Source organism: Pseudomonas lurida, assembly GCF_013522705.1.
Classification (GTDB): domain Bacteria; phylum Pseudomonadota; class Gammaproteobacteria; order Pseudomonadales; family Pseudomonadaceae; genus Aquipseudomonas; species Aquipseudomonas quebecensis.
In genome coordinates, this window is sequence record NZ_JAAMRE010000001.1 from 331,306 (window position 1) to 346,341 (window position 15,036).

9 protein-coding genes are annotated in these 15,036 nt (G+C 62.3%); 4 read left to right on the top strand and 5 right to left on the bottom strand.

What is annotated here, in order from left to right:
* Positions 1-46: 46 nt before the first annotated feature.
* The 4 genes from ligA to G7025_RS01500 all read right to left on the bottom strand — a co-directional run bounded on the left by ligA (position 47) and on the right by G7025_RS01500 (position 7,802).
* A complete protein-coding gene (gene ligA / locus G7025_RS01485; protein ID WP_181076106.1) occupies positions 47-2,413 on the bottom strand; it encodes an NAD-dependent DNA ligase LigA in 2,367 nt (788 codons plus the stop codon).
* 85 nt (positions 2,414-2,498) lie between these two features.
* A complete protein-coding gene (gene zipA / locus G7025_RS01490; protein ID WP_181076107.1) occupies positions 2,499-3,359 on the bottom strand; it encodes a cell division protein ZipA in 861 nt (286 codons plus the stop codon).
* 292 nt (positions 3,360-3,651) lie between these two features.
* Positions 3,652-7,140, bottom strand: a complete 3,489-nt coding sequence (gene smc / locus G7025_RS01495; RefSeq protein WP_181076109.1) for a chromosome segregation protein SMC — start codon at positions 7,138-7,140, stop codon at positions 3,652-3,654.
* Positions 7,141-7,142: 2 nt separating this feature from the next.
* The gene (locus G7025_RS01500) at positions 7,143-7,802 is read right to left on the bottom strand and encodes a GntR family transcriptional regulator (RefSeq protein WP_181076111.1); all 660 of its coding nucleotides are present in this window, start codon (positions 7,800-7,802) and stop codon (positions 7,143-7,145) included.
* Between the two features lie 279 nt (positions 7,803-8,081).
* Here G7025_RS01500 and xdhA point away from each other — a divergent pair, with 279 nt between their 5' ends.
* The 4 genes from xdhA (at position 8,082) to guaD (ending at position 14,194) form a co-directional block, all read left to right on the top strand.
* A complete protein-coding gene (gene xdhA / locus G7025_RS01505) occupies positions 8,082-9,530 on the top strand; it encodes a xanthine dehydrogenase small subunit (RefSeq protein WP_181076113.1) in 1,449 nt (482 codons plus the stop codon).
* A complete protein-coding gene (gene xdhB, locus G7025_RS01510) occupies positions 9,523-11,922 on the top strand; it encodes a xanthine dehydrogenase molybdopterin binding subunit (protein ID WP_181076115.1) in 2,400 nt (799 codons plus the stop codon). The genes xdhA and xdhB overlap by 8 nt, the downstream gene beginning before the upstream one ends.
* 117 nt (positions 11,923-12,039) lie before the next feature.
* Positions 12,040-12,882, top strand: coding sequence for a xanthine dehydrogenase accessory protein XdhC (gene xdhC, locus G7025_RS01515; RefSeq protein ID WP_181076117.1), 843 nt, complete (start codon positions 12,040-12,042; stop codon positions 12,880-12,882).
* A 7-nt stretch (positions 12,883-12,889) separates the two neighbouring features.
* On the top strand, positions 12,890-14,194 hold the full coding sequence (guaD, locus tag G7025_RS01520; RefSeq protein WP_181076119.1) for a guanine deaminase: 1,305 nt from the start codon (positions 12,890-12,892) through the stop codon (positions 14,192-14,194).
* Between the two features lie 76 nt (positions 14,195-14,270).
* Here guaD and G7025_RS01525 read toward each other — a convergent pair whose 3' ends face one another.
* Positions 14,271-15,035, bottom strand: a complete 765-nt coding sequence (locus G7025_RS01525) for a GntR family transcriptional regulator (RefSeq protein WP_016979279.1) — start codon at positions 15,033-15,035, stop codon at positions 14,271-14,273.
* Position 15,036 lies beyond the last annotated feature (1 nt).

Here is a 15,036-nt window from a genome sequence, read left to right on the forward strand (position 1 = left end):
TGGCAGGCACGAGGTGCGCAGCGCAGCCCGCGCGCTGCTGACGCCGTCAGACAGATAAGTTGTGCCGGGCCAGGAAAGCGATAAATGCCTCTTCATCCAGTACTTTCAAACCGAGCTCGGTAGCCTTGGCCAGCTTGGAGCCGGCGCCGGGCCCCGCGACCACGCAGTGGGTCTTGGCCGAGACGGAGCCGGCCACCTTGGCGCCCAGGCTTTCCAGCTTGTCCTTGGCCACGTCGCGGCTCATCAGCTCCAGCGAGCCGGTCAGCACCCAGGTGTGGCCGGCTTCGGGCAACCCTTCGATGACTTTTTTCTCGCTGTGCCAGTGCATGCCGAAGTCCTTGAGCTGCTGCTCGATCGCCAGGGCGCGGCGCGCATTCTGCGGGTTATCGAAAAAGTCACGCACGGCCTTGGCCTGCTTCTCGGGCAATGCCTGGCGCATGTCCAGCCAGTCGGCCTGGATTACGCCGTCGAGGCTGCCGAATCTGTCCGCCAGTTTCTGCGCGGCGCCGGGACCGACGCTGGGCACATTGAGCTTGTCGAGCAACCCGCCGAGGGTGGCGCTGGCGGCGAATTCGGCGCTCAGATCGCCCTGCTCCTGCAACTGCAGGCCGCATTCGTCCGGCGACAGCAACGCGCCGATCACCTGTTGGTTGTGGCCGTCCTCAAAGAAACTGTGGATCTCATGCGCCACTTCCAGGCCCACGTCCGGCAAGTACGTGAGCACTTCCGGCAAAGCCTGTTGCACGCGCGCAAGGGAGGCCAGCGAGCGCGCCAGCACCTTGGCGGTCTCCTCGCCCACATCGGGAATACCCAAGGCGTAGATAAAGCGCGCCAGGGTCGGCGACTTGCTGTTTTCGATGGCGGCGATCAGCTTTTTGCTGGAGATATCGGCGAAGCCTTCCAGGTCGATGATCTGCTCGTACGTGAGCTTATAGAGGTCAGCTGGGGAACCGATGAGGTGTTCATCCACCAGTTGCTCAATGGTCTTGTCACCCAGGCCGTCGATGTCCATGGCGCGACGCGACACGAAGTGGATGATCGCCTGCTTGAGCTGCGCGCCGCAGGCCAGGCGCCCGACACAGCGGTACACCACGCCCTCGCTGACGGTTTCCTTGCCTTTGCTGCGCTTGACCAGTTGCGTGCGCTCCACATGGGAACCGCACACCGGGCAGCTTTCAGGGATCTGCACCGCGCGTGCGTGTTCCGGGCGGCGCTCGGTGACCACCGAAACCACCTGCGGGATGACATCGCCGGCGCGGCGGATTATCACGGTGTCGCCGATCATCAGGCCCAGTCGCGCCACTTCGTCCATGTTGTGCAAGGTGGCGTTGGCCACGGTTACACCAGCAACCTTGACCGGTTTCAAGCGCGCGACCGGCGTCACGGCGCCCGTGCGGCCGACCTGGAATTCCACATCGAGCAGTTCGGTCAGTTCTTCCATGGCCGGGAATTTGTGGGCGATGGCCCAGCGCGGTTCGCGGGCGCGAAAGCCCAGCTCGCGTTGGGAGGCAAGGCTGTTGACCTTGAACACCACACCGTCGATTTCATACGGCAGGCTGTTACGCCGCTCGCCGATGTCGCGGTAGTAGTCGAGGCATTCATGAATACCCTTGGCCAGTTTCAGCTCATGACTGATGGGCAGCCCCCACTGTTGCAATTGCTTGAGGTTGCCGATATGGGTGTCGCTGATATCGGCGGTGACCTGGCCGATGCCGTAGCAGCAGAACTCCAGCGGGCGGCTGGCGGTAATCTTCGAATCCAGCTGGCGCAGGCTGCCGGCGGCGGCGTTGCGCGGGTTGGCGAAGGTCTTGCCGCCCACTTCCAACTGCGACGCGTTGAGCCGCTCGAAACCGGCCTTGGACATGAACACTTCGCCGCGCACTTCCAGGGTCGCCGGCCAGCCGCTGCCGTGCAGCTTTAAAGGGATATTGCGCACGGTACGCACGTTGACGCTGATGTCTTCGCCGGTGGTGCCGTCGCCGCGGGTGGCACCGCGTATCAACTCGCCGTCCTGGTACAGCAGGCTGACCGCCAGCCCGTCGAGCTTCGGCTCGCAGCTGTATTCCACCGCCGCACCGCCGCCGAACAGATCGCCCACCGGCAGATCGAGGCCCTCGGTGACGCGGCGATCGAACTCAAGCATGGTGGCTTCATCGAACGCGTTGCCCAGGCTGAGCATCGGGATCTCATGCTTGACTTGAGTAAACGCCGACAACGCCGCGCTGCCGACCCGCTGCGTCGGAGAATCGCGCGTGACCAGCTCCGGGTGCTCGGCTTCGAGGGCCTTGAGCTCGTGGAACAGACGATCGTACTCGGCGTCCGGAATGCTCGGCTCGTCGAGAACGTGGTAGCGGTAGTTGTGCTGATCCAGTTCAGCGCGCAGTTCGAGGATGCGGGTGTGGGCGGCGGTCATGGTGTTCTCTCATAAAGCAAAAGAGCAGCCGAAGCTGCTCAAATGTTGGTGCGCTTATTCTAATGACAACGCTGGAAGCCAATCCTCAGCGTTTCTGTGTCAGGGCGCGACGCTCGAACTCGACGATACGCTGACGGTAGTGTTCGATGGTCTGGGCGGTCAGCACGCTGCGCTGGTCGTCCTTGAGCTCGCCGTTGAGCTCCTGAGACAGCTTGCGCGCTGCGGCCACCATCACGTCGAACGCTTGTTTGGGATGACGCGGGCCCGGCAGGCCGAGGAAAAAGCTTACCGCCGGCGTGCTGAACAGGTCGATATCGTCCAGATCAAAAGTACCCGGTTTGACCGCGTTGGCCATGGAGAACAGCACTTCGCCATTGCCGGCCATGCTTTCGTGGCGGTGGAAAATATCCATCTCGCCGAAGCGCAGGCCGCTTTCGAGGATGTTCTGCAACAATGCCGGGCCCTTGAAGCCGCCCGCATCGCGGCAAATAACACTGATCACCAGGACTTCTTCGGCGGCCGGCTGGTCGTTGACCGATTGGCGCGGCGCGTTCCTGCCGGTGTTTTCATCCGGGAAATCGTCGTCGCGACTGCTGAAACCGGGGCCTTCGTTTACGTCAAGATTCAAGTCGCCCTGTTGTGGCTCGGCCACCGGGTTGGCACGCTTGCCGCGTTTGGACGACGGCTCGCGGGCTTCACGCACCGGCGCACTCATCGACGGCAGGTCGTGCTCGTCCAACTGAGGCTCTTTATGGGTGTCCAGCACACGGGGCGGGCCCAGCAACTCGGCGCTGCCGTCATCGTCGGGCAAGTTGGACAGGTTGCGGTCCAGGCGGAATTTGAGCTTGCCCTTGCCACCGCGCATGCGGCGCCAGCCATCAAAAAGAATACCGGCAATGACAATAATGCCGATGACGATCAGCCACTCGCGCAGACCGATTTCCATGTAATCCCGTGCCTCTAATAAAAAATGCTGAAAAATAAGGGGTTTAGCACCGTGCAAACCGCTTTAAAACGTGGCGCCAACTCTATGTTCTGACTGACGTTTTGCCCACGCACACGAAAAATTGACATTAAACTAGCACGACCAAAGATAACTTTACACAGTTGGCGCGAAATGTGTCGAATTGCCAGCTTTCAGGCGTAGCAGGCAATCTCCTACAGCAGTCGCCAACTGTGACCCACAGGCCCTGAGCGACAAGCTTCAAGCTGACTCACTTGCCGCTTGAAGCTTGCCGTCAGGCGTCCACCATCGCCATCGCCTCTTCCACGTCCACCGCCACCAGGCGCGAACAACCCGGCTCGTGCATCGTCACCCCCATCAATTGATCAGCCATTTCCATGGCGATCTTGTTGTGGGTGATATAGATGAACTGCACGGTCTGGGACATCTCCTTGACCAGCCGCGCATAGCGCCCCACGTTCGCATCATCCAGCGGTGCATCCACTTCATCGAGCATGCAGAACGGCGCCGGGTTCAGCTTGAAGATGGCAAACACCAACGCCAACGCAGTCAGGGCTTTTTCGCCGCCGGAGAGCAAATGGATGGTGCTGTTCTTCTTCCCTGGCGGACGCGCCATGATCGTCACCCCTGTATCGAGTAGATCTTCGCCCGTCAGTTCCAAGTAGGCGCTGCCGCCACCGAAAACTTTTGGGAATAAGGCCTGTAAACCGCCATTAATCTGATCAAAGGTATCTTTGAAACGGTTGCGGGTTTCCTTGTCGATCTTGCGGATCACGTTTTCCAGGGTATCCAGTGCCTCCACCAGGTCGGCGTCCTGGGCATCCAGATAACGCTTGCGCTCGGACTGCTGCTGATATTCATCGATAGCGGCGAGGTTGATCGCGCCCAGGCGTTGAATCCGCGCGGCAATGCGTTCGAGTTCTTCTTCGGCGTCTTTCTCGTTGGCCTGGGCGGTCAAGGTATTGAGCACGCCGTGCAGGTCGTAGCCGTCTTCCAGCAATTGGTCCTGCAGGGTTTTGCGACGCACGGTGAGGGCCTGCCATTCCATGCGCTGTTGTTCGAGCTGGCCGCGGATCAACTGGGACTGCTGCTCGGCCTGGGTCCGGCGTTTTTCTGCGTCGCGCAATTCGCGGTCGGCATCTTCCAGGGCGATCTGCGCGGTCTTGAGCTCTTCGTCGACGGTCATGCGCTTGTCGAGCAACTCTTCGAGCTTGAGACGCAACTCTTCCAGCGGCGCTTCGCCCTCCTCCAGGTTGAGGCTCAGTTGCTCGCGCTTTTCGGTCAGGCGTTCGGACTGCATCTCCAGGCGCTCAAGAGCCTGGGCCGTGGACGCGTGCTGGGCCTTGAGCGAGCCCAGGCGCACGGCCAACTGATGGGCGTGGTCCTTGTGCTGGCGCGCTTCCTGGCGCACACGGTCGAGGCGCTCGCGCAGGCTGTCACGCTGGGCCAGCAGCAGTTCGCGCTGTTCGGTGTCCTGGGCCATGCTGTCGAGCGCCTCCTGCAAGTGCAGGCGCGCTTCGCCGATCTGTTCGTGCTCCAGGGCGCGTTGTTCGCCCATCTCGGCGACCTCTTCGTCGAGCCGGGTGCGGCGCAGGGTCAGTTGCTCGACCTTGGCCTTGCTCGCCGACAGTTGCGCCTTGAGTTCGCCTTGCTGGCGCGCTTCATCCTGCAACAGGCGACGCAGGTGTTCGCGGCCGGTCTCTTGCTGGCGCTGGGTGGCGCGCAGGGTTTGCAGTTCGGTTTCGAGACGTTCGAGGGTGGCTTCGCGTTCTTCGCGCTCGGCGCTCAGGCTGACGATTTCCTGGCCACGGGCCAGAACGCCGCTTTCCGCTTCGCTGGCGCGGCGCACACGCAGGAAGTGGCGGCCAACCCAGTAACCGTCACGGCTGATCAGGCTTTCGCCTGCCGCCAGCCCACCGCGCTGGGCCAGGGCCTGCTCCAGGGAGTCGACCGGCTTGACCTGGCCCAGCCACGGCGACAGATCAATCGCGGCCTCGACCTTATCCAGCAGGCTGCCCGGCACCCGTGCGCCATCGGCGGCGGGGCTGAGCAAACGCAGATCGCCCTGGGCAAACCCGGCGAGGTCGAAGCCGCCGAAATCGTCCACCAGCACGGCTTGCAGGTCGGCCCCCAACACGGTTTCAACGGCCAGCTCCCAACCGGCGTCGACTTTCAAACCTTCGGCCAGACGCGGGCGCTCAGCCAGGTGCTGGTCGCGCAGCCATTCGGCGGTGCCGGTGCCGGGGTCCAGCGCGGCTTGCTGCAGGGCCTCAAGGGATGCCAGACGTCCGTTAAGCCGCTGTAAATCGCCCTGAGCCTGCTGCTGCGCCTGGGTCGCCTGTTGCAATTGCTGGCGCAGTTGCTCCAGGCGCTCGACTTGCTGTTCTTCGCTGGCTTCCAGCTCCTCCAGCGTCATTTCGCTTTCGGCCAGTTGCTCGCTGAGGTCCATGATCGCCGCGTCTTCCGGGTCGGCGGCAAGCAGCACGCGCTCTTCCTGCAAGCGGCGCTGGCGCTCGGCCAGGCGTTCCATGCTGGTTTCCAGTTGCTGGATGCGCGACTGCTGCACCTCGGCCTGGCGGCGCGGTTCGGCCGATTGCAGGTTGAAGGCGTCCCACTGTTCCTGCCAGCCGTGCATGGTGGCTTCGGCTTCCTCCAGGGCAGCGGCGGCTTCTTCAGCGGCGGCGCTGGTGATCTCTTGCTCGGGGATGAGCATGTCCAGCTCTTCGCCGAGGGTCAGCAACAAGGTGCGGTCGTGGCCCAGGTGGGATTCGGTCTCCAGGCGCGCGCGCTCGGCTTCCTTCAGATCGTCCTGCAATTGGCGCAGACGCTGCTGGCCGTGCTGGATGCTCTGCTCCACGCGAGCAATATCGCCGCCCACGGAATAGAAGCGGCCCTGCACCAGATTGAAGCGCTCGGACAGATCGTGGTGCCCGTCGCGCAGGCGTTCGATGCTGGCGTCGGCGTTGCGCTGCTCGGCCACCAGCGCTTCGAAGCTGATTTCCTGGGTGCCGATGATGGCTTCGCGCTGGCCCACCTGATCGTTCAAGGCCTGCCAGCGCAGGGCCGACAGTTGCGCCTTGAGCTGGCGCTCTTCGCCCTTGTACTCCTGATACTTTTCGGCGGCCTGGGCCTGGCGGTGCAGGCGCTCCAACTGGCGCTCGAGCTCTTCGCGCAGGTCGGTCAGGCGGGCGAGGTTTTCGTGGGTGCGGCGGATGCGGTTTTCGGTCTCGCGACGGCGTTCCTTGTACTTGGAGATGCCGGCCGCTTCTTCGATGAAGTTGCGCAGGTCCTCGGGCTTGGCTTCGATCAGCTTGGAGATCATGCCCTGTTCGATGATCGAGTAGCTGCGCGGGCCGAGGCCAGTGCCGAGGAAGATATCGGTAATGTCGCGACGTCGGCACTTGGTGCCATTGAGGAAGTAGCTGTTCTGGCTGTCGCGCGTGACTTTGCGGCGGATGGAGATTTCCGCGTAGGCCGCGTATTCGCCGATCAGGGTGCCGTCGGAGTTGTCGAACACCAGCTCGATGCTGGCCTGGCTCACCGGCTTGCGGCTGGTGGAGCCGTTGAAGATGACGTCGGTCATCGACTCGCCGCGCAGGTTCTTGGCCGAGCTCTCGCCCATCACCCAGCGGACGGCGTCGATGATGTTCGACTTGCCGCAGCCATTGGGCCCCACCACCGCCGCCATGTTACTGGGGAAGTTCACCGTGGTCGGGTCGACGAAGGATTTGAACCCCGCCAGTTTGATGCACTTGAGCCGCACGTTCAGGCGTCCGTTAACGCAGCGATGACCAACGAGCAACTGCGCTGGCCGTAGGCCGACAGCACTTGGCGAATCTGCGGCAGGTCACGGGCCAGCACGGCGGCGAGCAGTTGCTCGAACAACGCCAGGTACTCGCTCATCTCGGCCTTGCGCTGGTCCAGCGCCAGGTAATAGGCGCGGTTCATCGCCGGTTGCAGGTTTTCGACGGTTTCCTGCAGGTACGGGTTGTTAGCGAAGGGGTACGCGGCGCGCATCACATTGAAGCTTTCTTCGACGAAGGCGCGGATATCCTGACGCTCGAAGTTGCTCACCAAACGCTGCTGGATCTGCACGAACGGCGCCATGTCGGCCTGGGTCTGCCAGCCCTGCGCCACTGCATTGCCGAGCAGGATGTACAACTCGCCCATCAACGTGCACAGGCTCTGCACCTTGTGTGCGGTGAGCTCGGTGACGTGAGCGCCACGGCGCGGCAGGATCGCGATCAGGTGCCGGCGTTCAAGGATCAGCAGGGCTTCGCGCACGGAGCCGCGGCTGACATTGAGTGCCAGCGTGACCTTCTGTTCCTGGATACGCTCCCCAGGCTTGAGATCGCCGCGAATGATACGTTCGGCGAGGTGGTGAGCGATCTGCTCGGCGAGACTGTCCGGCGCCTTGAACGTCATGGGTTTCCTTCAAAATCGTCTATCGATACAAGCGCGGCAGTGTAGCGCATTGGCCCGCTGATGGCGCTACGCCCACTGTCGCGAATTGGCATGAAATAAGCAGCTCTCCCCATCTACAAGCCGCCAAAAACGCCGGTTCCAGAAGACTGAACCATAATTGAATGGGTTGTGACCGCATTTTCTTGACCCTTAGGTCAGAAAACAATTGACCGAAAAGTCAGACATGACTAGATTCGGCCCACAGCGGTTAACAACAATAATGAGTCTGCGAGGCCTTCCGTGATCCAGTTTTTACTCAACCAGGAACTCCGTAGCGAGCACGCCCTGGACCCCAATCTGACCGTGCTCAATTATCTTCGCGAGCACCTGGGCAAACCCGGTACCAAGGAAGGCTGCGCCAGCGGCGACTGTGGTGCGTGCACCGTGGTGGTCGGCGAGTTGCACACCGATGATCAAGGCGTCGAGCACATTCGCTATCGCAGCCTCAATTCGTGCCTGACCTTTGTGTCGTCTTTGCACGGCAAGCAACTGATCAGCGTCGAGGACCTCAAGCACCAGGGCCAACTGCACAGCGTGCAGCAGGCCATGGTGGAGTGCCACGGCTCGCAATGCGGTTTTTGCACCCCCGGTTTCGTGATGTCGTTGTTCGCACTGCAAAAGAACAGCGACGCCCCCGACAGCGCCAAGGCCCACGAAGCGCTGGCCGGCAATCTGTGTCGCTGCACCGGTTACCGGCCGATTCTCGCCGCCGCCGAACAGGCCTGCAGCAACAAGCCCAAGGACCAGTTCGACAGCCGCCAGGCCGACACCATCGCGCGCCTCAAAAGCATCGCACCAACCCAGACCGGCGAACTCAACAGCGGCGACAAACGTTGCCTGGTGCCCCTGACCGTGGCCGACCTGGCCGACCTTTACGACGCCTATCCGCAAGCCCGTCTACTGGCCGGCGGCACCGACCTGGCGTTGGAGGTCACTCAGTTCCACCGCACGCTGCCGGTGATGATCTACGTCGGCAACATTGAAGAAATGAAGCGCATCGAGTCGTTCGACGACCGCCTGGAAATCGGCGCCGCCACCCCGCTCTCCGACTGCTACGCCGTATTGCACCAGGCATACCCGGACTTCGGCGATCTGCTGCACCGCTTCGCCTCCCTGCAGATCCGCAACCAGGGCACCCTGGGCGGCAATATCGGCAACGCCTCGCCGATCGGCGATTCGCCGCCGCTGCTGATCGCACTCGGCGCGCAGATCGTGCTGTGCAAAGGCAACACCCGGCGCACTCTGGCGCTGGAAGACTACTTCATCGATTACCGCGTCACCGCGCGCCAGGACAGCGAATTCATCGAGAAGATCATCGTGCCCAAGGGCCATACGCTGTTCCGCGCCTACAAGGTGTCCAAACGCCTGGATGACGATATTTCCGCCGTCTGCGCCGCTTTCAATCTGACCCTCGACAACGGTGTGGTCCAGACCGCCCGCGTGGCCTTCGGTGGCATGGCCGCCACGCCCAAACGCGCTCGACACTGCGAGGCCGTACTGGTGGGCGCCATCTGGAACGCCGCCACGGTCGAGAAAGCCTGCGCCGCCCTGGCCGAGGACTTCACGCCGCTGTCGGACTTCCGCGCCAGCAAGGAATACCGCCTGCTCAGCGCGCAGAACCTGCTGCGCAAATACTTTATCGAGCTGCAAACACCGCACATCGAGACTCGGGTGACCGCTTATGTCTAACCATCACGCCGTGGAAAAAACCCAGGCCGAGCTGGCCGAACTGTTCGCCCAGGACTTGACCAGCGGAGTCGGGCGCAGCGTCAAGCATGACAGCGCCGCCAAGCACGTCTCGGGCGAGGCGCAGTACATCGACGACCGCCTGGAATTCCCCAATCAGTTGCATGTGTACGCTCGCCTGTCCGAACGCGCCCACGCGCGCATCCTCAGCCTCGACACCGCGCCCTGCTACGCCTTCGATGGTGTGCGCATCGTCATCACCCATGAAGACGTGCCGGGCTTGAAAGACATCGGCCCGCTGCTGCCCGGCGACCCGCTGCTGGCCATCGACACCGTGCAGTTCGTCGGCCAGGTGGTGCTGGCCGTGGCCGCCCGCGACCTGGAGACCGCGCGCAAAGCGGCGATGGCGGCAGTGATCGAATACCAGGACCTGGAACCGGTGCTGGATGTGGTCGAGGCCTATCGCAACAAGCACTTCGTGCTCGACAGCCACACGCACCAGCGCGGTGATTCGGCGGGTGCATTGGCCACGGCCAAAAATCGCATACAGGGCACGCTGCATATCGGCGGCCAGGAACACTTCTACCTGGAAACCCAGATCTCCTCGGTGATGCCCACCGAAGACGGCGGCATGATCGTCTACTGCTCGACCCAGAACCCCACCGAAGTACAGAAGCTGGTGGCCGAAGTGCTGGACGTGTCGATGAACAAAATCGTCGTGGACATGCGCCGCATGGGCGGTGGCTTCGGCGGCAAGGAAACCCAGGCCGCCAGCCCGGCATGCCTGTGCGCGGTGATCGCGCACCTGACCGGCCAGCCGACCAAGATGCGCCTGCCGCGGGTCGAAGACATGCTGATGACCGGCAAACGTCACCCCTTCTATATCGAATACGACGTGGGCTTCGACGACAGCGGTCGTCTGCATGGCATCCAATTGGAACTGGCGGGCAACTGCGGCTGCTCGCCGGACCTGTCGAACTCGATTGTCGACCGCGCCATGTTCCACGCCGACAATGCCTATTACCTGGGCGACGCCACGGTCAACGGCCATCGCTGCAAGACCAACACTGCGTCCAATACCGCTTACCGGGGTTTCGGCGGCCCGCAAGGCATGGTTGCGATTGAGGAGGTGATGGACGCCATCGCCCGTCATCTGGCGCTGGACCCGCTGGCGGTGCGCAAGGCCAACTACTACGGCAAGACCGAGCGCAACGTCACCCACTACTACCAGACCGTCGAGCACAACCTGCTTGAGGAGATGACGGCCGAACTGGAAGCCAGCAGCCAATACGCCGAGCGCCGCGAAGCGGTTCGCCGCTACAACGCCCACAGCCCGATCCTGAAAAAAGGCCTGGCGCTGACCCCGGTCAAATTCGGCATTTCGTTTACCGCCAGTTTCCTCAACCAGGCCGGCGCGCTGATCCATGTCTACACCGACGGCAGCATCCACCTGAACCACGGCGGCACCGAGATGGGCCAGGGCTTGAACACCAAGGTCGCCCAAGTGGTGGCCGAAGTGTTCCAGGTCGGCATCGACCGCGTGCAGATCACCGCCACCAACACCGACAAGGTACCCAACACATCGCCGACCGCCGCTTCCAGCGGTGCCGACCTGAATGGCAAGGCCGCGCAGAATGCCGCCGAAACCATCAAGCAGCGCCTGGTGGAATTCGCCGCGCGCAAGTACGACGTCAGTGAAGCGGATGTGCAGTTTCACAACGGTCATGTGCGCGTGCGCGAGCAGATCCTGACCTTCGAGACGCTGATCCAACAGGCGTACTTCGCCCAGGTCTCGCTGTCGAGCACCGGGTTCTACAAGACCCCGAAAATCTTTTACGACCGCAGCCAATCGCGCGGCCGACCGTTCTATTACTACGCGTTTGGCGCGGCCTGCTGCGAAGTGCTCGTCGATACCCTGACCGGCGAATACAAGATGCTGCGCACGGACATCCTTCACGATGTGGGCGCTTCGCTGAACCCGGCCATCGACATCGGCCAGGTGGAAGGCGGTTTCATCCAGGGCATGGGCTGGCTGACCATGGAGGAACTGGTGTGGAACGACAAAGGCAAACTGATGACCAACGGCCCGGCCAGCTACAAGATCCCGGCGGTCGCCGACATGCCGCTGGACCTGCGGGTCACGTTGGTGGAAAACCGCAAGAACCCGGAAGACACGGTGTTCCACTCCAAGGCCGTGGGTGAACCGCCATTCATGCTCGGCATTGCCTCGTGGTGTGCGATCAAGGATGCGGTCGCAAGCCTTGCAGGTTATCGCCATCAGCCGAAGATCGACGCGCCGGCAACACCGGAGCGGGTGTTGTGGGGGTGTGAACAGATGCGCCAGTTGCAGGCGGCGACAGCCATTGAGACTGAAACCGAGATGGCTTCGCTCTAGATCGAGGTGCTGCCATCGGGGGCAAGCCCCCCTCCCACATAGTGATCTGCGAATGCTTTCAAATGTGGGAGGGGCTTGCCCCCGATAGCGGCCTGACAGACACCACAAGAGGTGACTATGAACAACTGGATCAGCGCCCTCGCCGACCTGCAGAACCAGGGCGAACCCTGCGTCCTGGTGACCATCATCGAAGAACTCGGCTCCACGCCCCGCAATGCCGGCTCCAAGATGGTCATCAGCGCCGCCCAGACCTTCGACACCATCGGCGGCGGGCACCTGGAATACAAAGCGATGCAGATCGCCCGCGAGATGCTTGCCCGTGGCCAGCAGAACACCCACCTGGAGCGCTTCAGCCTGGGCGCGAGCCTGGGCCAATGCTGCGGTGGCGTCACCGTGCTGCTGTTCGAACCCATGGGCCAGGTGCAGGCGCAGATTGCGGTGTTCGGCGCCGGCCATGTGGGCCGCGCGCTGGTGCCGTTGCTGGCGGGCCTGCCGTGCCGAGTGCGCTGGATCGATTCGCGCGAGCAGGAGTTTCCGCAACAGATCCCCGAGGGCGTGCGTAAAATCGTCAGCGAAGAACCGGTCGACGAAATCGCCGACTTGCCGGTGGGCAGTTACTGCATCGTCATGACCCACAATCACGCCCTCGACCTGGAACTCAGCGCGGCCTTGCTCAAACGCAACGATTTCGCCTACTTCGGCCTGATCGGCTCGCAGACCAAACGCGTCAAGTTCGAACACCGCCTGCGCGATCGCGGCTTCGACACCGCCCAACTGCAACGCATGCGCTGCCCCATGGGCCTCGCCGAGGTGAAGGGCAAATTACCGGTGGAGATCGCCATCTCCATCGCCGGCGAAATCATCGCCACCTATAACGCCAATTTCGGCCAGCACAACGCAAGCGCCGAACCCATTGCCAAACTGCTGCCGGTGTCACGCCGCAGCCAAGCTACCCATTGAGACCACCATGCCTTTGACTCGCAAAGCCTACCGCGCCGCCATCCTGCACAGCATCGCCGACCCCGCCGAGGTGGGGATCGAAGCCTCCTATGAGTATTTCGAAGACGGCCTGCTGGTGATCGACAACGGCCGCATCAGCGCCGTCGGGCACGCCGGCGACTTGCTGCCGACGCTGCCGGCCGATATCGACGTGACCCATTACCAGGACGCGTTGATCACCCCCGGCCTGATCGACACCCATATCCATTTGCCGCAGACCGGCATGGTTGGCGCTTATGGCGAACAGTTGCTGGATTGGCTCAACACGTACACCTTCCCCTGCGAAAGCCAATTCGCCGATAAGGCCCACGCCGAGCAAGTAGCGGATATTTTCATCAAGGAACTGCTGCGCAACGGCACCACCACCGCATTGGTGTTCGGCAGCGTGCACCCACAATCGGTGAACGCGTTTTTCGAAGCAGCCGAGAAGCTCGACCTGCGCATGATCGCCGGCAAGGTGATGATGGACCGCAACGCCCCGGATTATCTGACCGACACGCCCGAGTCCAGCTATCAGGACAGCAAAACCCTGATTGAGCGCTGGCACGGCAAAGGCCGCCTGCATTACGCGGTCACGCCACGCTTCGCCCCTACCAGCACGCCGGAGCAATTGACACTGGCCGGGCAGCTGCTGGGGGAATATCCGGATCTGTATATGCAGACCCACATCAGCGAGAACCTGCAGGAAGTGCAGTGGGTGAAAGAACTATTCCCGGAGCGCAGCGGCTACCTGGACGTGTACGACCATTACCAGCTGCTGGGCGAGCGCTCGGTGTTTGCCCACGGCGTGCACCTGTGCGACGACGAATGCGCACGGCTGGCGCAAACCGGCTCGGCAGTCGCCTTTTGCCCGACCTCGAACCTGTTCCTGGGCAGCGGCCTGTTCAACTTGCCGATGGCCGAGAAGCACAAACTGAACGTTGGCCTGGGCACCGATGTGGGAGGCGGCACCAGTTTCTCGCTGCTGCAAACCCTTAACGAAGCCTACAAGGTCATGCAGTTGCAGGGCGCGCGGTTGAGCCCGTTCAAATCGCTGTACCTGGCCACCCTGGGCGGTGCACGGGCGCTGCGCCTGGAAGACAAAATCGGCACGTTGCAGCCGGGCACGGACGCGGACTTCCTGGTGCTGGACTACAACGCCACACCACTGCTCAGCTACCGCCTGAAGCAGTCCAACAGCATCGACGAGACGTTATTTGTATTGATGACCCTGGGGGATGACCGGGCGGTGCTGCAGACCTATGCCGCCGGCCAACTGGTGCACCAGCGCTGATCTCGGCCACAGCACAAAAACAATGTGGGAGGGGGCTTGCCCCCTCCCACATTTTGTCCCTGGCACATCAGGAAAATTACAGCTTTATCGAGGAACGCCCAGGCTTTTTGGTCTGCAACAGATGCGAGAACACCGCATGCAGATCATCCGACGCGCTCTCTTCGTCGAGGTTGAGCTTGCTGTCGATGTGATCCATGTGATGCATCATCAGGTTCACCGCCAATACCGCGTCGCGGGCTTCGATCGCATCGATCAACTGCGTGTGTTCATCGTAGGAACAGTGGGAACGGTTACCGCTTTCGTACTGGGCGATAATCAGCGAGGTCTGGGACACCAGGCTGCGCTGGAAGCTGATCAGCGGTGCGTTCTTCGCCGCTTCGGCCAGCTTGAGGTGGAATTCGCCGGAGAGGCGGATACCGGCACCGCGATCGCCACGGGAAAAGCTGTCGCGCTCGTCGTTGACCATCTGGCGCAACTCGGCCAGTTGCTCGGCGGTGGCGTGCTGCACCGCCAATTCGGTAATCGCTCGCTCCACCAGCCGCCGGGCCAGGAACACTTGGCGCGCTTCTTCCACGCTCGGGCTGGCCACCACCGCGCCGCGATTGGGCCGCAGCAACACCACGCCTTCATGGGCCAGTCGCGACAGGGCGCGACGAATGATGGTGCGGCTTACGCCAAAGATTTCGCCCAGTGCCTCTTCGCTCAATTTAGTGCCGGGTGCCAGGCGTTGTTCAAGGATGGCCTCGAAAATATGCGCGTAGACGATATCGTCCTGGGTTCCGCTGCGACCGGCCTTGCCGGCACGCGGTTGTTTCTTGAGAGGTTGCAACTGTTCGTTCATG

Coding starts and splice junctions, on each gene's coding strand:
- ligA (WP_181076106.1), bottom strand. CDS start 2,413: ATGACCGCCGCCCACACCCGCATCCTCGAACTGCGCGCTGAACTGGAT.
- zipA (WP_181076107.1), bottom strand. CDS start 3,359: ATGGAAATCGGTCTGCGCGAGTGGCTGATCGTCATCGGCATTATTGTC.
- G7025_RS01500 (WP_181076111.1), bottom strand. CDS start 7,802: ATGACGTTCAAGGCGCCGGACAGTCTCGCCGAGCAGATCGCTCACCAC.
- xdhB (WP_181076115.1), top strand. CDS start 9,523: ATGTCTAACCATCACGCCGTGGAAAAAACCCAGGCCGAGCTGGCCGAA.
- xdhC (WP_181076117.1), top strand. CDS start 12,040: ATGAACAACTGGATCAGCGCCCTCGCCGACCTGCAGAACCAGGGCGAA.
- guaD (WP_181076119.1), top strand. CDS start 12,890: ATGCCTTTGACTCGCAAAGCCTACCGCGCCGCCATCCTGCACAGCATC.
- G7025_RS01525 (WP_016979279.1), bottom strand. CDS start 15,035: ATGAACGAACAGTTGCAACCTCTCAAGAAACAACCGCGTGCCGGCAAG.